Origin of the sequence: Pseudomonas sp. L5B5, from assembly GCF_020520285.1 — a bacterium.
Classification (GTDB): domain Bacteria; phylum Pseudomonadota; class Gammaproteobacteria; order Pseudomonadales; family Pseudomonadaceae; genus Aquipseudomonas.
The window spans coordinates 178,590-198,292 of sequence record NZ_CP084742.1 but is presented as its reverse complement, the minus strand read 5'-3'; the positions used below and the strand labels follow the sequence as shown (position 1 = coordinate 198,292).

The window sequence follows — 19,703 nt, the reverse complement described above, 5'->3', positions numbered from 1 at the left end:
CCATCAAGGAAAGGTTCATGGGGTCGAGGGCCAGCACTGCCACGCCGGCTCGCCATGGCTGGCCAGCAGCCGCGTCAGGTGGCGCAGCACCTCACCCTGCTGGTCACGCAGGTAGAAATGCCCGCCGGGGAAGGTCTGGAAGTCAGTGACCTGGCGGCTGGTCTCGGCCCAGGCATACGCCTCGTCCTGATCCACTTCGCGATCCTCGGCGCCCAGGCAGACGCTAATCGGCAGGTCCAGGGTCCGGCTCGAATCGCCCCGATAGGACTCGATCAGTCGATAGTCGTTACGCAGCGCCGGCAGATACAGCTCACGCAGGGCGGGGTCATCCAGGAGCGAAGGCTGGCCGTCGGAAAGCCGCTGCACATCGGCCAGCAACCCGGCATCGGGCCCCAGGTGCAACTCGCTGCGGCGCTGGCGGTGGGGCGCCGGATGCGCCGAAACGATCAGCCGCTGCGGGGCCGCGCCCTGCTGTTGCAGACGCGCGGCGACTTCGAAGGCCACGGCGGCCCCCATGCTGTGGCCGAACAGCACCAGCGGCCGCTCTGCCAGGTCCGACAGGGCGCGAGTGATGGTACCGGCCATCCACTCCAGGCTACCGGGCCAGGTTTCCCCAAGACGCTCTTCGCGCCCCGGGTACTGCACGCTGACCAACTCGACATCCGCTGGCAGCTGGCCGCGCCAGTCGTTGAAGAAACTGGCGCTGCCACCGGCGTGGGGCAGGCATACCAGCCGGCATCGCGGCGGTCGAGACTGCGGGTAGCGGCGCAGCCAGGCACTGGGGACCTTTCTCACAGCACACCCTCCTCTGTTTCCAGGGAAATGCAGTGCCCTGCCGAGCCCGTGCGAAGGTGCTCGCCAGGCAAGCTGCAGCGGGTATCCGGCAGCCAGTGGCGGATCTGTTCCAGGCAGGCGCCGGCGTCCAGCACCTGGGCCGCGTAATGCAGGCCCAGGGGCAAGCGTTCCCAATGCAAGGCACAGAAGGCCGCGACACTGCCGGTCAAGCGCGAGCCATCACTGGCCCGCAGCCAGGCACTGGCCTGCTGCTGGCGGCCGTCACGCAAGCCTTCGATCTCCACTGCCAACACTTGATAGGGCTGGCGGCCCGCCACATCCAGGGCGCTGGCCTGGACCAGCGCGGCGACGTTCTGCGCCGAGTGCCGCGACTCCGGGGCCGAGCCCTGGATGCGCCGCAACGCGCCCGCCAGCTGGCCACCTTCGAACAGGTTGAAACCCTGGCCATGCCCGACCTGCAAATCGGCGAACAAGCGCTGCTGCTCGCAAGTCAGGTAGGGATAGGCCTGCACGCCGGCCACCGGCAGCCATTCGCGCTCCAGCAGTTGCTCGGCGGGCGCGCCGCTGCGCAGCACCTGGCCTGCGGACCAGGCCATCTGCGCCTGGCCGAACCCGTTGCCCAGGCTCAACAGGAAGTCCTCGGCCGCAGTACCGGACAAACGCCCCAGGCCACCGGCATAGCACCGCATGGCATCGATGCGCTGAAACGCCCGCGCCGGCAGTTGGGCGAACAACCCGGAGAGCCCCGGCAGCATGCCCGCCGACAAGACCGCCCGGCGTGCGTGCGACAGCTGACCACGAAGCCGTTCATGGAGCGGATCGTCACCACCGACGTCCAGGTAATCGGCCCCGGCAGCCAGTGCCGCCCGGGCCACTCGATCGAGGATCCGGTAGCTGGGGCCGGCACAGTTGATCACCAGCGTGCAGCCTGCACAGAACGCCGCCAGGCTGTGCTCGTCCCACAGGTCCAGGGGGCGGACCTCGGCCTGCCCGCCCAGTTGCCGGTTCAGTTGCTCCGCCTGCTGCCGGTCACGACCGCCGAGGCGCAAGCGCCCGCTGCCGGCCAACAGCAGGGCGACCTGGCGGCCGACGCTGCCGTAGGCGCCCACCAGGCCAATGCTCGCACCACTCATGCCGCCACCTCGGTGCCTGCATCGAAGGCGCGGGCCACGGCCTGTACCTGGGGACTCTGCATGCAGCTGAAGTGGTCGCCCGGTACATCCACCACCCGCAGTTGCCCCTGGCACAGGGCCTGCCAGTAGGCGCTCATGTCCCGGTGCATGCCCGGCAGCACCTGGACCTCGCCGCTCTGGCGGATGAACAGCATGTCGCCCTGATACGGCGTGGCTTCATGCAGGGCCACCGCCGCCAGGCTATGGCGCAACACCTGCAATTGCTCACCCAGCCACGCCAGGTCGCTCAGTTGCGAACCGGCATGCCGCATGGCCTCGGCAATCGCCTGCAAGCGCTGCTCGGGGGTTTTCTGCGCCAGGCGCCGCAGGCAGGCCAGGGCCGGTGCGCACTGGGCATCGTCCTCCAGGGCCAGCAGCGACCCCTCGGGCACCCGGCCCGGGGTCTGGGCCAGTACCCGGGCAATGGTCCGCTCCATGGCCTGTTCGTCCGCGGGGTAACCCAGCGCCAGCGGATCGGCCTGCATCACCCGGGCGAACACGTACTCGGCCAACAGGTCATCCTCGATCATGAACGGCACCCGATAACTGCTGATCACGCTCAGTTGCAGCACCTCGATCGAGCGCGCCGCCAGGCACGCCGCCAACTCGGTGGCCAGCAACCCACCGAGGCAGTAACCGACGATGCTCACCTGACGCCGGCCTTCGGCCTGCAGGGTGTCGGCATAACGCTCCGCCAGCTGGCGGATGGCCGTGGCCGGCTCCAGTGCCAGGTACCCCGGTACATCGTTGAGCACCAGGCCCTCCAGAGGTGCCTCTTCGCCCAGGGCGGCGAACAGCGCGCGATACGGCGCCAGGGTGCCGCTACCGTCGTGGACGAAGATCCGCGCCGGGCCCTGGGCCTTGTCGCTGATCCGCACCAGCGGCGAGTCGCCGGCAAGGTCCTGTCCGCGCAGGTAGTCGGCCAGGGCGGCCACGGTGGGCTGGTTGATCAACTGGCGCAGCAGGTCACCCCAGGGTAACTGCCGCGCCTGGGGCAAGGCTTCACGCAGGCGCCCCACCACCTGGGCCACCAGCAGCGAGTCGCCACCGAGTTCGAAGAACCCCTGCTCGCGCCCCACTGCCGGCACTCGCAGCAGCACCTGCCAGACCTCGGCGATGCTGCGTTCCAGGTCATCGAGCGGCGCAGCACCGCTGTTGACCTGCTGTTCGGGGCCCGCGGCGCCGATGCGCGCCAGGGCCTGGCGATCGACCTTGCCGTTGGCGGTCAGGGGCATCTCGTCGAGAATCTGCCAGTCCGCCGGGATCATGTAGTCCGGCAGGCGCCGGGCCAGATGCGCGCGCAATAGCTCGGGCTCAAGGGTCTGGCGCTCGCTCTTGAAGCGGGTGATGAACAGGTGCTGGCCGATCTCCGACATCGCATCCCCGGGCGTGGGCAGGCACAGCGGCGTCTCGCCGCCGGCCTCCAGCAGCAGTTGCTGCCACTGCTCGCGGCGGATGAAGGTGGTGTCCAGCTCGGCGCGAAAATCCTCGAAGGCGGTCAGGCCTTCCTTGAATTCCATGGACGCCATGATCTGGTAAGTGTCGCGAGTGGCCTCGATGAAGATCAGCCAGCCACCGGGGGCCAGCATCTCGCGCAAGCGGGCGAGTACCCGACTGGCATGCCGCGAGTTATGCAGCACGTTGGCACACAGGATCACGTCCAGCGAGTTGGACGCTACGCCCTGTGTCCAATGGTCCTGGTTGAGATCGAACAGGCCGTAGCTGACCCAGGGATACGCCGCGAAATGCTCCCGGGCCTCGTTGAGGAAGAACTGCGACAGGTCGGTGAACTGGTAGTCCACCGGCAAGCCATCCAGGGCCGGGATCAGGTCGGCACTGGTGCCTCCGACCCCGGCGCCGATCTCCAGCAGACGCAGGCGGTGGCCGGCGGGCTGCTGGCGGATGATGTCCTGCACCGCCGCGCACACCGCCTGGTTCAGATACTGGCTGATGAGGTTCTTGCGGTAGGCGCCCTCGGCGGTGTCGGTGCGACCCTCGGGGAACAGCAAGTGCAGCGGATCGAGCTGATCGCTCATCAACGCCGGCAGTTGCTCCTGGCTTTCGCGCAGGTAGCGCAGGACCTCGCCACCCCAGCCCACCGAGGGCTCCAGGGCCTCGATGCGCTGCCACTGGCGCCGGTACTCCTCGCGCTCGACCAGCAAGTTCGAATAACGGCCGGATGAAAGGTCATGGCTGACCAGTCCCTCCCGGGCCAGGGCCTGCAACCAGCGGCGGATCAGCCGCTGGTTGCGCGGCGCAACCTCGCAGACTCGCAGCACCTCATCCAGGTCATGGCTGTGCCCCGGCTGCTCGAACAGTCCCGGGCGCTGCAGCGCCAGGCCCATGGACAACAGCGCGGCGCGCTCGACACAGGCCGACATCTCGCTGACCAGGGCATCGCTCAGGTGCCCACGCACCGCCTGGGCCGCCGCAGCGGTCCGCGCCTCCAACTGCTGCGGCCAGGCCAGCGGCATGTCTCGCAAGCTGGCGCGCAGGCAGGCTTGCAGGCGCCGGTCGAAGGCCCCTTCGCCAGCAGCCACCACCACCGCCGATTCCACATGGGGATGGCTCAGCAATGCGCTCTCCACCTCAGCCAGCTCAATACGGTGGCCACGCACCTTGACCTGGAAGTCCTCGCGACCCAGGAACTCGATCAGGCCGTCATCCAGGTAGCGACCCAGGTCACCGGTGCGGTACAGCCGCTCGCCACTGCGCGGATGCTCGACGAAGCGCTCGGCGGTCTTTTCTGCATCTCCCAGGTAGCCCATGGCCAAGCCATCACCGGCGATGTAAAGCTCGCCGGCCACCCCTTGCGGCCGATCACGACCCTGCTCGTCCAGGACCATGAAGCGCTGGTTGGCCAACGGTGTGCCATAGGGAATGCTGCGCCACTGCGGGTTGACCTGGGTGATCGGGTAGTAGATCGACCAGATCGCCGCTTCCGTGGCGCCCCCCAGGCTGACCAGGCGCAGGTCCGGCAGCAGCTGGGCGGTTTCGGCCGGCAGGTTCAGGGCGATCCAGTCCCCCGACAGCAACGCCAGGCGCAGCGAGTGCGGGGCCATGGCCGGCACGGCCTGCAAGTAATGGGTGAGCATCTGCAATTGGGCCGGCACCGAGTTCCATAAGGTCACACCGTGCTCGCGGGCACACTCGGCCCAGTGCGAAGGGTCGGCCCGGCGTTGCGGGTCCGGCAGCACCAGGGCGCCGCCCACCGCCAGCAGGCCGAAAATGTCGTAGACCGACAGGTCGAAGCCCAGGCTCGCCAGGGCCAGTACCCGGTCATCGGCACCGATGGCAAAGCGCTGGTTGATGTCGACGATGGTGTTGAGCGCCGCCTGGTGGCTGATCATCACGCCCTTGGGCACCCCTGTGGAACCCGAGGTGTAGATCACATAGGCCAGTTGCTGCGGATCGACCGCCAGAGGCGGCAACGGCCGCCGCGCCGCCAGCGGCCCCTGGTCCACCTGGATCACCTGGGTCACTCGTGCCGGCCAGCACAGCACATCGCTGAGCCAGGACTGGCTGAGCACACGGGTGACCTGGGCATTGTCCAGGATCAGCTCGCGCCGAGCCTCGGGCTGGTTGGTGTCCAGGGGCAGATAGGCCGCTCCGGCCCGCAGGATCCCCAGCACGGCGATCACTTGCTCAAGGCCCTTGTCCATGCACACCGCCACCCGCTCACCGGGTTGGCAGCCAGCCTCCAGCAGGGCCTCGGCCACCGCCTCGGCGCGCCCGGCCAGTTCGCCGTAGCTCAATTGCCCGGCGCCCTGGATCAGCGCCACCCGCTGCGGCGTCGCCGCGGCCTGGCGCCAAAAGGGTTCGTGCAGCAAGCCGGCCGGCAACGGCTGGGCGGTCTGGTTCACCAGCTCCCGTTGCAGGCGCTGGGCGGCCGGCAGCTCCAGGCAGTCCTCCAGGGTCCAGGCCGAAGGTTCCCGGGCCAGGCGCTTGAGCGAACGCTCGAAGGTGTCGAACAGCGCCTCGAGCAATTGGGCGCTGAACACCCCTTCGCGGATGTCCCAGTTGATTGCCAGGCCGTTGTCGCGTTCACTGACCTGGCAATCGATCAGCACCTGTGGCGTCTGGCTGATACCGAACACCAACTCGGCGCCAGGCATGAACGCCCCGCCGCCACTCTCGCCACCGGCCCCCAGGGTACTGGTGAAGGCATACGGCATCAGCGCCGCATCCTGGCCCTTGCGCCGCGCCAGTTCGCGCAAGACCTCGATACCCGAGCACAGGCGATGGTCCATGTCCTGCCACAGGCGCTCCTGCAGTTGCTGGCTGCGCTGGCCGAAGCTGCCCCCTTGCAGGGTCTGCACTTCCAGCAGTTCCACCGAGCTGAAGTCGCCGACCAGGCGATCCACCTGGGGATGCAGCGACAAGCGATTGAGCAGGGTCAGGCTCAGGCAGAAATGCCCGCGCCGACTCCAGCGCCCCAGAGTCTCGGCGTAGGCACTGAGGATCGCCGCCGACACCCCGACCCCGGCCGCCGCCGCATTCAGGCGCAAGGCATTGCAGTCGCGCTGTTCCAGGGTCATGGCCCGGCGCTGGAAGCGTGGTCCGCTGGGCGCACCCAGCAACGGCAACTCCGGGGCCCCCGGCAAGCCGTCGACCCGCGCCCACCAGTACTCGCGGTCACGCTGGTAGCGCGGCTGTTCGCGCAGGCGGCGTTCGCCCAGCACGTAGTCGCGAAAGCTGATCGACGCCGGGGCCGGCAGGGCCTCGCCACGGTACAGCTGCTGCAACTCGGCCAGCAGCATGCGCACGCTCTGGTAATCGCAGACCAGGAGGTCCACCGACAGGTGCAGGCGTGCGGTGTCGCGGCCCTGGCTGACGCACAGCTCGATCAGCGGCCATTGATCAGGGGTGGCCCGGCGCAGTTCCATGCGCTCGCGCAGGGCCTGCAAGGCGCTGCCGTCGTCCTCGCGCAAGTCATGCCGCACGATGCTGTAGTGCGGCACCTGGGGCAGGATGCGCTGATAGCCCTCCTGCGCCACCACCGCACGCAGCATCTCGTGGCGGGCGATCAACTGGTTCCAGGCCTGTTCCAGGCGCACCGGGTCCAGTGCCTGCTGGGCAAACTCCAGGTAGCCGTGGCACGCCACGCCGCCATAGCTGAAGGCCGTGGTGCGCCCCAGCAGGTAGGCGGCCTGCACATCGGTCAATGGAAAAGGTTCTTCCCGGGACGCCAGGTCAGCCTCCAGGGTCGGCATCTGCGCCGCCTGCAATCGTTGCAGCAGTGCGTCCTTGTGTTCGCGCAGGCGCCCCAGGCGCGCTTCGTCCATGACACCGGCCGGGGCCCGATAACGCAGGCGGCCCTGTTCTTCCCACAGTTCCACACCCTGTTGTTGCAGGTCCTGTTGCAGTTGTTCCAGCGTCATAACACGCCCTCCACCATTACGTTCTGATTGACGGGCCGCTGTTCCCGGCGCGAGGCGAGCAACTGCCCCTGCAGGGCCACGGTGGCCGCGTTGAAAAAGTCCTTGAGCGACAGCTCCACCTGGAACTGCCGCGCAATGCGTTCGATCAAGCGGGCGGCCAGCAAGCTGTTGCCGCCCAGGGCAAAGAAACCCTGGTGCCGGCCCACCTGCGGCACCTCGAGAATCTGCTGCCAGAGCGCCGCCAGCGCCTGCTCCCACTCCCCTTGCGGGGCCTCGTCGCTCTGCGGCTGGACCCCACGCCGGTGCTCTTGCAGCAACCACAGCAGGGCGGCGCGATCGACCTTGCCGTTGCTGCTCAGCGGCAGCTCGTCCAGGGGCAACCAGCAATCGGGCAGCATGTGTTCGGGCAACCACTGCCCCAGCCACTGGCGCAGGGCCTGGGCATCCGGCAGCAGCGATTCGCCTACCAGCGCTGCTGCCAGCTGCGGCTCGGACCCGGGCAATACCAGGCTCACCGCCCGGCTGATGGCCGGGTGGCGCTCCAGGGCCACGTCGATTTCCGCGAGCTCGATGCGAAAGCCCCGGACCTTGACCTGATGGTCCATGCGCCCGAGAAACTCCAGGGTGCCGTCGGCCCAGTAGCGCCCCTGGTCGCCGGTGCGGTACCAGCGCCCGCCGGCATGCTCGACGAACCGCTGGGCAGTGAGGCTGGCCAGGCCTCGGTAGCCGTCGGCCACCCCGGCACCGCCGATCCACAGCTCGCCGGGCACCCAGTCGGGGCAGTCCCGCCCCTGCTGGTCCACCACCCGGAAACCCTGGTTCTCCAGGGGCCGGCCATAGGGAATCGACCGCCAGTGCGCAGGCACCTCGTCCACCTCTTGCAGGTTCGACCAGATCGCCGCCTCGGTGGCCCCGCCCAGCGCGGCGAAGCGCGCCGCCGGCCCTGCCGCCTCGCGCAGGCGCCGAGGCAGGTCGAGGCCGACCCAGTCGCCGGAGACCATGGCCAGGCGCAAGCCGGCCAGTTCGCCGGGGATGCGCACTTGCAGGGTCAGCATGTCCAGCAGGGCCGGGACCGAGTTCCACAGGCTCACCTGATGCTCGCGAACCAACCGCAGCCATTCCCGGGGCTCCTTGCGCAGGGAGTCGGCCGGCAGTACCAGGGCGCCCCCGACACTCAGCAGGCCGAACAGGTCGTATACCGACAGGTCGAAATCCAGGGCCGAGACCCCGAGCACCCGATCCTCGGGACCCACCTGGTAGCGACGATTGATCGCCTGCACGGTGTTCATCGCCGCCTGATGACTGAGCTCGACGCCCTTGGGTTCACCCGTGGTGCCCGAGGTGAAGATCACATAGGCCACTGCCTGCGGCGCCACGGCCAGCGGCTGCGCCAGGGCACTCGCCACCAGGGCCTGGGCCAGGGTCACCACGCGCAACTCGGCCAGCCAGATGCCGCCGTCACGGTGGGCGTCGTCGGTGATCACCACCCGGGCCTGGGCCCGCTGGTAGATCACGTCCCGACGCGCTGGCGGTTGTTCGATGCCCACGGGCACATAGACCGCACCGGCCGCGAGGATGCCCAGCACGGCGACCACCTGTTCGCGGCCCTTGGGCAGGGTGATGGCCACCGCATCCCCCGGCTGCACGCCCCAGGCCACCAGCGCCCCAGCCAATTGCAGGGCCTGGCGGGCCAGCTCGGCGTAGCTCGGGCTGCCCTGCTCGCAGACCAGTGCCAGGCGCCCTGGATGTTCCAGCGCCTGCTCGAAGAACCCCTGGTGCAGCAACCGCGCCGGGGTAGCGTGCGCGCAATCGTTGACGGCCTGGCGCACCTGGTGCTGGGCCGCCGGCAGCGGCAAAGGCGCCACTTGCTGCCAATCATTGGCGCACAGCCATAGCAGCAGGCTGCGATAGGCCTCGAACATCTGCTCCAGCAGATCTTCGGGAAACAGCTCTTGCACCGCGTCCCAGTTCAGCAGTAGGCCGTCGGCTTGCGGATAACTCTGGTGATCCAGCCAGACCTGGGGCGTCTGCGACACTGCCCAGCCTGGCTCGCCCAACTGCTCGCGGCAGGTCTGGTCGACGAACGCCGGCCCCAGGTTGCAGGCGAACACCACCGGGGCCCCCTGGCCACCGCCCTGGCGCAAGCGCGCCCGTTCGCGCAGGACCTCGACCCCGGGCCAGGCACTGTGGGCGATATCCCGATGCAACTGGGCCTGCAAGGCCAGGGCCTGGCGGCAAAAGTCCTCGGGCTGGCGCAGGTCCACTTCCAGCAGCACCAGGTTGGAGAAATCCGCCAGCAAGTGCGGCACGCTGGGGTGCAACTCCTGGCGATTGAACAGCGGGACGTTGAGCACGAAATGCTGGCTGGCACTAAAGCGGCCCAGCACCTGGGCGTAGGCACAGGCCAGCACGCTGGCCAGGGTCAGGCCATGCTGCCGTGCACGCTGCTCCAGGCTCTGCAGCTGGCCATGGTCCAGGCGCATCGCCAGGCGCCGGAAGCGCGGCCGGCCCAGTTGCTGGGGCTCACGCGCCAGGGGCAACTGCGGGCCGTCCGGCAATTGTTCAAGACGTGGTAGCCAGTAGTCCCGGGCAGCGGCCAATTGCGGCGCGCGCACCGCGTGTTCGGCGCGCAGGTAATGGGCAAAATCCCAGTCCAGGGTCGGTAGCTGCTGCGCCCGGCCGGCATGGATCAGGGCCAGGTCACGCAACAGGATGCCGATGCTCAGGACGTCGGCCACCAGCAGGTCGATGTTCAAGTGCAGGCGGCTGCGGCCTTCAGGCAGCAGGCTCAACTGTACGTCGAACACCTCGCCACGGCTGACTTCCAGGCAGCGGTGGGACAGGCGCTGGCGAATCTGTTCCAGGCCCTGGGCGGCCGCCACGCAAGTGGCGTCGCGCAGGTCGTGGACGGTCAATCCCGGCCAGGGGCTGCGCGGGAGGATGCGTTGGCAGGTGTCGCTGACAAAGCACGCGCGCAGCATCGGGTGGCGCTGGCACAAGTGCCGCAGGGCCTGTTCCAGGCGCTGGGGTTCGAGTCCCTGGCCGTCCAGTTCCTGGTACAGGTGGCAGCCGACACCGCCCAGGGGCATCGCCGGATCGCGACCGAACCAGTAGGCCTGCTGCAAGGGTGTCAGGCCGAAATCACTGCCGGCCTCGGTGCTTGGCACCTGCGGACGTGGAGCTGCGGCGCCGCGGCGGGCCTCGATCAGTGCCCACCAGGCAATCAGCGTCGGTTGTTCGATCAGTTCGGCGAAACCCAGGGTCACGCCCTCGGCGGCCAGCAGCGCCGGCAGACGCATGATGCTCACCGAATCCAGGCCCTGCTCGATCAGCGACACCTGCGCTTCGAGATCCTCGGGTTCGTAGTTCAACAGTCGGGCAATGCCTGCGCAAAGTCCTTGGGGTGAATGACTCAGGCCGGCATCCGCTGGCTGAGCACGGGCCAGTACAGGGTTATCGGTCATGGGGGACGGTCCTTTGGGGTACGGAAGGAATAGGCCGCAAGCGCCAGCGATTGATCGCCTCGCGCTCGTGGAACAAGTCGCGATAGCGGCCGGGAACCGCCATCAATTGGGTATGGCTGCCGCGCTGGGCCAGGCGCCCCTGCTCCAGCAGCAGGACCTGCCCGGCGCTGGGCGCCAGGGTCGGCTTGTGGGTCACCAGCACCACGCTGTGCTTGCGCGCCAGTTGCAGCAGGGTGTGGTTGACCCGTGCCTCGCTGATGGCGTCCAGGGCCGCGGTGGGTTCGTCCAGCAGGATCAGCGACGCGTCCTTGAGCAGCACCCGGGCCAGGGCCAGGCACTGGCGCTCGCCACCGGAAAGGCTGACGCCGCCCTCGCCCACCAGGGTCTGCCAACCCTGGGGCAGGCGCAGGGCCACGCGGTCCAGGCCGGTGGCGTGGGCCGCGGCCATCAGTTCATCGTCGCGGGCCTCGGGCCGGCCCAGGCGCAGGTTGTCCAGCAGGCTGGCGGTCAGTGGCGGGCAGTCCTGGAACATCAGGGCAATGGAGGTATCGCGCTGGGCTGCCGACAAGTGCCGGACATCGACGCCGCCCAGCAGGATCGCGCCGCTGCTGACATCGCTGAAACGGGCCAGCAACCGCAACAGGCTGGACTTGCCGGAACCCGAGGGGCCAACCACCAGGGTCAGCGAGCCGGGTGCCAGCTCGAAGCTGATGTCCTGCAGCAGGGTGCGGCCCTGGCGCACCAGCCCCAGCTCACGCACCTCCAGGTGCGCATCGGCGGGAACCTGGGGCCGCTCGGGCTCGGGCAATGCCGGCAGTTCCAGCAGGTCACGCAGACGATTCACCCCGTGGCGAGTCTGGCGCAAGGTGGTGCCCAGGTTGACCAGGGCTCCCAGGGGCTCCACCAGGCACGTCGCGAGGATCGCCAGGGCCAGGTATTGCGCAGCACCGAGGCTGCCACCGAGCACCGCGTACAAGCCGCACAGCAAGACAGCGGTGTAGCCGGCCTGCAACGCCACCGCCAGCCCCAGGGCGGCCGGGAAGGTTCGCCAGTGGGCCCGGCGCTGGGCCGTACGCTGCTGGTGCAAAGCCTCGGCAAGCAAGCTGAAACCTTCGCCATTGCGACCGCTGGCCCGCAACAAGGGCTGCTGGCGCAGAAACTCCAGGACCCGTGCCGCGGCCTCGTTGGCCGCCGCTTCGCTCAAGCGCTCGGCCTGCCCGCCCCAGCGCACGCCCCAGTGGTAGAACACCCAGAGCAAGGGCACGCTGGCCAAGGCCGCCAGGGCCATGCTGCGATCATAGAAGAACAGCGCCACCAGCAACGCCAGGGGAGTGAGCAAGGCATTGGCCATGGGCTGCAGCAGGTGTGCCGGGGTGCTCATGATCTGCAGCACAGTGTGGGTGACCAGGCGATTGAGCTCGGCGCTGCGGCGTTCGACGAACCACTCCAGGGGCAAGCGTGCCAGTTGCTGGCCGATGCGCAGGTTCAACGACTGCGCCGCAGCCGCACCGGCGCGGTAGCCGGCCAGTTGCGCGTGCCGACGCAGGACCAGGCACAGCCCGGCAAGCCCGGCGAAGACACCGGCCCAGCGCCAGGATGCGCTGCCGGAGGCGGCATCGAAGACACTGGCAAAGGCCATGGGCAACAGCACCAGGGCCGCGCCCTGGGCCAGGGCACTGGCGGCCACCGTCACCAGGGCTCGGCGCAGCAGGCTGGCTTCCCGGGGCTGCAAGCTGCGTAACAGGGCACGGATCATGGCTGGCCTCCGTTCATCGACGCAGCGCCCAGCTGCTCGGCAGCCCATAGCCCGGCATACACCCCTGGGCGCTCGAGGAGGACGGGGTGGCGACCGGAATCCACCACGCGCCCCTCCTGCAGCACGATGATCTGGTCAGCGTCCTGGATGCTGCTCAGGCGATGGGCGATCACCAGCACGGTGCGCCCCGCCGCCAGTTGCGACAGGGCCTGCTGGATCGCCGCCTCGGACTCCGGATCGCTGGCCGCGGTCGCTTCGTCGAGCACCAGGATCGGGGCCTGGCTGAGCATGGCCCGGGCGATGCCCAGGCGCTGGACCTCGCCACCGGACAATTGCACGTTGCCATCGAGCACGGTGTGATACCCCTCGGCCAGGGCACTGATGCGCTCATGGATCTGCGCGGCCCGGGCCGCCGCCTCGACCTGCGCCGGACTGGCGTCGGGGCGCCCCAGGCGCAGGTTGTCGATGACACTGGCACGCAGCAGGCGCACGTCCTGGAAGACAAAGGCCACCTGGCGATACAGCGTCGCGCTGTCCATGTCCCGCAGGTCGACACCACCGATACGGATCGCCCCGCCACTGACGTCGGCAAAACGGGCGAGCAAGGTGGCCAGGGTGGACTTGCCGGCTCCGGAGTCGCCCACCAGGGCGGTGAGGGTGCCGGGTTGCAAGCACAGGTCGACTCCCCGCAGGACCCGGGTGCCATCGGGATAGCTGAAATCCACGGCATCGAAGAGCACCTGGTGCCCCTTGGGCTCCAGGGAAAAAGCCGGCTGGGCCAGCACGGGCGTGGCCAGTACGGCGGCGATCCGCTGCGCTGCGGTCCGGCCTTGAACCAGCGAGTCGGCGCCATGCCCCAGGGCCGCCACGGGCGCCGCCAGGGCGGGACCCAGCAGGGCGAACGGCAGCAACTGCACCGGCGACAGCCAACCGGCAGCCACCAGCGGCACCCCGGCGACCAGCACCAGGGCCAGTACCAGCAATGGCGACAACAGCACTTCGACACTGGCCCCCAGGCCCGCCCAACGCTCGACCCAGCGGGAGAAGAACTGCCCGAAGCGCTGTACCGCGCTGATGAACTCATCCTGCACCCGCTCCACCCGGCCGAAGGACTTGACCATGGCGATGCTCTGGACAAAGTTCAGGGTCGCGGTGGACAGCGCTCCCAGGGTAGCGCCCAGGCGTTGGCGCTCCTCGCGGTAATCCGGGCTGCGCATGGCGCGCAGGCGCCACAGGGCCAGCAACGGCGGCAGCAACACGACCAGGGTCATGGGCAGGCTCACGCTCAGCAGGTAACCGAGGCTCACCAGGGGCACCACCAGTGCGGCCACCAGGTTGTTGGGCAAGTGCGCCACCAACTGGTGCAGGGCGCCCACGTCGTCCAGCAGCACCCGCTCGGCGGTTTCGCGCTGGCGGCCGAACCAGGCCAGGGGCACTCGCGCAAGGTGCGCGGCGATGCGCTGGCGCAGCTGGCGTTGCAGGTCGCTGTCGGCCAGGTGGGTGATCTGCAGCGCCGCCGCCAGTCCCAAAAGACGCAGGAGCAAGGCCCCGGCACCGGCCAACAGCCAGAACTGCGCCCGCTCCACGTCCAGGTCACCGGCCAGCAGCAGTGGCGCCAGTTCCGCCAGCGCAATCAAGGGCAACAGGCCCACCAGCGCGGCCAGCACCTGCAGCACCATCGCCGCCAGCAGGCGCCCGCGCACCGGACGCAGCAGGTCGGACAATCCTTGTCGTTCAACCACGGCGGCCACTTCCCTCCAGCAGCTCGGCCCCGTCGCCGAAATACAGGGCCTGGATCGCCTCGCGCAGGTGCTTGCGGCTGACCTTGCCGACCCCGGTCTGGGGAAATTCGGCAATGAACTCGAAACGATCCGGGAGCTTGAACGCGGCCAGCCCCTGGGCGCGCAAATGACGCAACAGGACTGGCGCGCGAGGCGCAGGACCACGGGGAATGACGAAGGCGCAGGTACGCTCGCCCAGGAAGGCGTCAGGCATGGCCACCAGGGCCACGTCAGCCACCGCCGGATGGCTGAGCAAGAGGTTCTCCACTTCCTCGGCAGCGATCTTTTCACCGCCGCGGTTGATCAGGTCCTTGTCCCGCCCCTCCACCACCAGGTAACCGTCGTCGGTCAGCAGCACCCGGTCGCCGGTGCGGTAGAAACCATCGGCGGTGAAGGCCTGGGCGTTGTGCTCGGGATAACGGTAGTAGCCCCGAATGGTATAGGGCCCGCGGGTCAGCAACTGGCCCACCTGCCCCGGTGCCACGGGCTGGTCCTGGTCGTCCACCACGCGGATCTCATCGGCTGGCGACAACGGCCGGCCCTGGGTGTGCAGCACACGCTGCGGCGGGTCCTGGGGGTCGGTGTAGCAGATCAGCCCTTCGGCCATGCCGAACACCTGCTGCAAGCGACATCCCAGCACCGGTTCGATACGCCGCGCGGCCTCGAAACTGAGCTTGGCCCCGCCCACTTGCAGCAGCTGCAATTGTGGCACTCCCCGACCACGGGCCTGGGCCGCCTCCAGCCAGACCAGCGCCAGGGGCGGCACCAGGGCGGTATGGGTCACGGCTTCGCGCTCGATCAGCTCGAAGCAGACCTCCGGGCTCGGCGAGGTACTCAGCACCACCCGGCCACCCACCGACAAGGTGCCGATGAACCCCGGGCAGCACATGGGAAAATTGTGCGCCATGGGCAAGACCACCAGGTACACGCTGGCGCTGTCCAGCCCGCAACGCTCGACGCTGGCCCGCAGGTTGTAGACATATTCCTGGTGCCGACGGGGGATCAGCTTGGGAATCCCGGTGGAACCGCCGGACAACTGGAAGCAGGCCACGGCCTCGGCACTGGGAGACGGCAAGGCCGCTGTGGGCGCCAGGTCGTAGAGCCCCTGCAAGGCCGTGAACTCCTCGGCGTCGCCGGCGACGATCACCCACGCCAGCTCCGGATGCGCGGCCTTGAGCTCACGGGCCATGGTCCGGTAGTCGAAGCCGCCGTCCTGGTCCGCGCACAAGTAGGCCCGGGCCTGGGCGAACTCGCAGAAACGGCCGATTTCCAGTTGGCGGTGGGCCGGCAAGGCAAAGATCGGCCGCACGCCAAGGCGATACAGGGCAAAGCAGACCTCGACGAAGGCCGTGCTGTTGGGCAATTGCAGGACCACGTTGTCACCGGCCCGCAGGCCCAGGCGATAGAGCCCGCTGGCCAGTTGGTCGACTCGCTGGTCCAGCTGGCGATAGCTCAGGCGCCGTTGGCCATCGGTCAGCGCCTCGCGCTCGGCGAAGGTCCGGGCGGCATGGCGCAGCAAGTCACCGAAGGTTTCATCACGCCAGTAACCAGCCTGGCGATAACGTTCGGCAAAGGCTTCGGGCCACGCAGGGCAATCCTGCTGATCATCGAAAGTGGACATGCTGTCTCCTGGTTTTTTCAAGACAAAAGGCGGCCATGGACCTGAAACCCCAGGCCCGTGGAAAAGTACGAAAGGCACCGTCAGTGCTGGCGCGAACCCGGCCTCGCCGGCTGGGTTGCAGTGATGTCGCGCAGGGGTTCGTCCATGGGGTGCGGCCATGCCTGGAAATGAGAGTGATTATTAGTAAGCAATTTGCAGGGGCGGGCAATTGCCAGGACATTCGTTTGCGCGGCTTTTTCTTTTGATTGCGCAACGCCCAACCGGCAAACCGTTGCAGGATGGGCTACAGAAGCTAAAGGATAATCATTCTTAATTACAGGTCAGAAATTTCCTGCTAGCTTATGGCCTCTTTTCTGGTCCACAGGGAGTTCGCCATGCTCAGCCGAAATGCTGCGCCGCAGCCTGTCAAAAAGGATTTCACTCTGCATTTTCCCAACCCGCAGCAGGACGGCGCAGCCGCTGTCGTGCCGGAGATCACGCTGTCCACCGGGACCGTGCTGATGGAAAGCCAGATGTGGATGCAGGAGTCGCTCTGGCAGGGCCTGAAGATCATCCTGGTGCTCAGCGGCCAGCTCAATTGCCGGGTCGAGGGCCAGCCCGAGGTGGAGATCCGCGGACCGACCCTGTGCGCCGTGGCCAACCAGGGCGAGCATTGCGGCGACCATCTGTTCGCCAGGGGCGTGCCGGTTCGCTACACCACGGTGCAACTGGACTTCCCTTCGATCCGCAATGTCGGCCTGGAACCCGAGCGCCTGCTGGACCAGCGCGGTGGCGGGCCGATGCTGTTCTGCCAGCCAGCCAGCAAGCCGTTGCTGGCCCTGGCCCAGCAGATCGTCACCTGCCCACTGCAAGGCCCCACCCGCTCGTTCTACCTGGGCGGCAAGGCCCTGGAGCTGACGGCCCTGGGGGTCGAGGGCATCCTTGCCCATGCTGAATCCCGACCTCTGCAGGACAGCCCCTGCAACTCGGCGGACATCGAACGCATCCACGCCGCCCGCGACCTGTTGCTCAATTCGCTGCCGGCCTCGCCGTCGCTGTCCGAACTGTCACGCCAGGTGGGCCTCAACCCGCGCAAGCTCACGGCCGGTTTTCGCCAGGTGTTCGGCACCAGCGTCTATGCCTACTTGCAGGAACAGCGCCTGGGCGAGGCCTACCGCCTGCTGGCCAGCGGCGAAACCAACGTGTCCAGCGCAGCCTATCGGGTTGGCTACAGCCCCGCACACTTCTCCACGGCCTTTCGCAAGCGCTTCGGGGTTTCGCCCAAATCCCTGCGCTGACCCCGGCGCCCGCACCACCGGGCGCCGCGCTGCCGATCTTCGCTCAGCCACTCCCACCCTCTGCACTCGCCACCGCTTGCGAACGCCACGCCCGTATCCGTTGGGCCTGGCGGTACCGCAAACGAAAGAAATGGTCGCTGCAGCCAAAGTTTTAGCGCCCGGGTCACATTCATTAATGAGATACGTTTGCATTCTCATTTAATCCCCATCACGGAGTGAAGCATGGGCACCCGCGTTGCGCACCGAAACATCCCCGGTTGGCCAGCCGATTGCACGATCGCGCGGCCAGCGTCTGGCCGCAGTCCGCTGTCCTGCCTGGTCCATGGCCTGGCCCTGGGCCTGTCGCTGACCCAGGCCACCAGTGCCCTGGCGGCACCCGCCAAGCAGGACCAGGAACATCCGCTGGTCCTGGATACCAGCGTGATCAGCGCCACCGCCGCCGACTCGCCGACTGGCCAGCAGAGCGGCTACGTGGCCAAGCGCAGCCTCAGCGGAACCAAGACCGATGCCTCGCTCAGCGAAATCCCCCAGTCGATCTCGGTGATCACCCGGGACCAGATGGATGCCCTCAAGGCGCAGTCGGTGAACGAAGCCCTGCGCTACACCGCCGGAGTCCAGGCCAACACCACGGCGGCCAGCCAGCGCTTCGATACCATCGCGATCCGTGGTTTCGACGTCACCACCGGCATGCTCCGCGATGGCCTCAAGGGCAACACCGCCCAGGCCTGGCCCAAGGTCGAAGCCTATGGCCTGGAGCGCATCGACGTGCTCAAGGGCCCGGCCTCGGTGCTGTTCGGCCAGAACTCCCCGGGAGGCGTGGTCAACCAGATCAGCAAGCGACCGCTGGATACCCCCTACCACGAGGTGGAGATCCAGGGTGGCAGCTTCGGCCGGGCCCAGGGCCAGTTCGATTTCAGCGGGCCACTGGATGACCAGGGCCAGTTCCTCTATCGCCTGGTGGGCCTGCAACGGGACAGCGGCACCCAGTTCGACCACATCCCCGACGACAAGCAGTTCATCGCCCCGTCCTTCACCTGGAAACCCAACGAAGACACCAGCCTGACCCTGTTGGCCGACTACACCAAGGACAGGTTCGGTGCCCCGCGAGTCTTCCTGCCGGCCCGCGGCACGCTGCTGGGCAACCCCAACGGCAAGGTCAAGCACAACGTGTTCCTCGACGAACCGGGCCTGGACAACGGTCGCAACCAGTACAGCCTCGGCTACTTGCTGGAGCATCGCTTCAACGAGGTCTGGAGCCTGAACTCCAGCGCCCGTTATGGCCACGTCAACCTGCTGACCAATACCGCCAGTGGCATGTCCCTGGCGTCCGACCTGCGGACCCTGAACCGCTCTGCCTATCGCTTTCGCATCGTCGGCGACACCTACTCGCTGGACAACAACGTCCAGGCCCGCTGGAACCTGGGCAGCACGCAGATGGTGTCGCTGGTGGGCCTGGACTACCGGCGCACTCGCGAGGACTACTACCTGCGAGCCGGCACGGCATCACCCATCGACATCTACCGCCCGGTGCACGGTGGAGTCTTCGACCCCAGCCGGCCGTTCGCCAGCACCCTGCAGCGCGCCGACCAGGTCGGGGTCTATGCCCAGCAGCAATTCACCTTCGACGATCACTGGGTACTCACCGTCGGGGGCCGCCAGGATCGCTCCAGCGCGCGCACCGACAACCGCCTGGAAAACACCGGCAACAAGCAGAAGGACGAGAAGTTCACCTACCGCACCGGCCTGGTGTACCTGGCGGACAACGGCCTGGCGCCCTACATCAGCTATTCCACCTCGTTCGACCCGGTGCTGGGTACCAACTTCTACGGAGCGCCGTACAAGCCCACCAGTGCCAAGCAGTCGGAAGTGGGGGTCAAGTACCAGCCACCGGGCATCGACAGCTACATCACCCTGTCGCTGTTCGACCTGACCCAGGAAAACGTGCAGACCAGCGACCCGGCACAACCGCTCAATCGGCTGCAGACTGGCGAAGTGAACGTGCGCGGCGTCGAGCTCGAAGGCAAGGCCAGCCTGGCCAAGGGCCTGGACCTGCTGGCGGCGCTGACCTGGAACGACGCCGAGGTGAGCAAGAGCAACAACCCACTGGAAAAGGGCAAGCGGCCCACCGACACCCCGGAAAAGATGGCCTCGCTGTGGGCCGACTACAGCCTGCCCGACGGGCCGCTGGGGGGACTGGGTTTCGGTGCCGGGGTGCGCTACATCGGCAGCACCAAGGGCGATCCCGCCAACACCCTCAACGTGCCCTCCTACACCCTGCTCGATGCCGAGGTGCACTACGACTTCGACAAGCTGATCCCGGCGGCCAAGGGCGTGCGCCTGGCGGTCAATGCCAACAACCTCACCGACAAGCGCTATTACGAAGGCTGTTCGGTGACCAGTTGCAGTGCCGGTTATGACCGCAGCGTCATCGCCAGCCTGCGCTACCGCTGGTAGGC

9 protein-coding genes are annotated in these 19,703 nt (G+C 67.9%); 2 read left to right on the top strand and 7 right to left on the bottom strand.

Annotated elements, in window-relative coordinates; translation table 11 throughout:
• Window positions 1-15: 15 nt before the first annotated feature.
• The 7 genes from LGQ10_RS00740 to LGQ10_RS00710 are packed head-to-tail and all read right to left on the bottom strand — an operon-like array spanning window position 16 to window position 15,970.
• Window positions 16-795: a thioesterase II family protein gene (locus tag LGQ10_RS00740; RefSeq protein ID WP_226524340.1), complete on the bottom strand. Its 780-nt coding sequence runs from the start codon at window positions 793-795 to the stop codon at window positions 16-18.
• The gene (locus LGQ10_RS00735; RefSeq protein ID WP_226524339.1) at window positions 792-1,928 is read right to left on the bottom strand and encodes a saccharopine dehydrogenase NADP-binding domain-containing protein; all 1,137 of its coding nucleotides are present in this window, start codon (window positions 1,926-1,928) and stop codon (window positions 792-794) included. Before LGQ10_RS00735 ends, LGQ10_RS00740 begins: the two co-directional genes overlap by 4 nt.
• Window positions 1,925-7,348: a non-ribosomal peptide synthetase gene (locus tag LGQ10_RS00730; protein ID WP_226524338.1), complete on the bottom strand. Its 5,424-nt coding sequence runs from the start codon at window positions 7,346-7,348 to the stop codon at window positions 1,925-1,927. Before LGQ10_RS00730 ends, LGQ10_RS00735 begins: the two co-directional genes overlap by 4 nt.
• Window positions 7,345-10,812 carry a non-ribosomal peptide synthetase gene (locus LGQ10_RS00725; RefSeq protein ID WP_226524337.1) on the bottom strand — a complete coding sequence of 1,156 codons (3,468 nt, stop codon included), beginning with the start codon at window positions 10,810-10,812 and terminating at the stop codon, window positions 7,345-7,347. The genes LGQ10_RS00730 and LGQ10_RS00725 overlap by 4 nt, the downstream gene beginning before the upstream one ends.
• The gene (locus LGQ10_RS00720; RefSeq protein ID WP_226524336.1) at window positions 10,802-12,568 is read right to left on the bottom strand and encodes an ABC transporter ATP-binding protein; all 1,767 of its coding nucleotides are present in this window, start codon (window positions 12,566-12,568) and stop codon (window positions 10,802-10,804) included. The genes LGQ10_RS00725 and LGQ10_RS00720 overlap by 11 nt, the downstream gene beginning before the upstream one ends.
• A complete protein-coding gene (locus tag LGQ10_RS00715; RefSeq protein ID WP_226524335.1) occupies window positions 12,565-14,310 on the bottom strand; it encodes an ABC transporter ATP-binding protein in 1,746 nt (581 codons plus the stop codon). Before LGQ10_RS00715 ends, LGQ10_RS00720 begins: the two co-directional genes overlap by 4 nt.
• Window positions 14,303-15,970: a (2,3-dihydroxybenzoyl)adenylate synthase gene (locus LGQ10_RS00710; RefSeq protein ID WP_226524334.1), complete on the bottom strand. Its 1,668-nt coding sequence runs from the start codon at window positions 15,968-15,970 to the stop codon at window positions 14,303-14,305. The genes LGQ10_RS00715 and LGQ10_RS00710 overlap by 8 nt, the downstream gene beginning before the upstream one ends.
• 374 nt (window positions 15,971-16,344) lie before the next feature.
• Between LGQ10_RS00710 and LGQ10_RS00705 the strand changes: the two genes are divergently transcribed.
• Window positions 16,345-17,247: an AraC family transcriptional regulator gene (locus LGQ10_RS00705; RefSeq protein ID WP_058437726.1), complete on the top strand. Its 903-nt coding sequence runs from the start codon at window positions 16,345-16,347 to the stop codon at window positions 17,245-17,247.
• Window positions 17,248-17,469: 222 nt separating this feature from the next.
• Window positions 17,470-19,701 (top strand): TonB-dependent siderophore receptor, encoded by a 2,232-nt coding sequence (locus LGQ10_RS00700; RefSeq protein WP_226524333.1) that lies wholly within the window; start codon window positions 17,470-17,472, stop codon window positions 19,699-19,701.
• The last annotated feature ends 2 nt before the right edge of the window (window positions 19,702-19,703 follow it).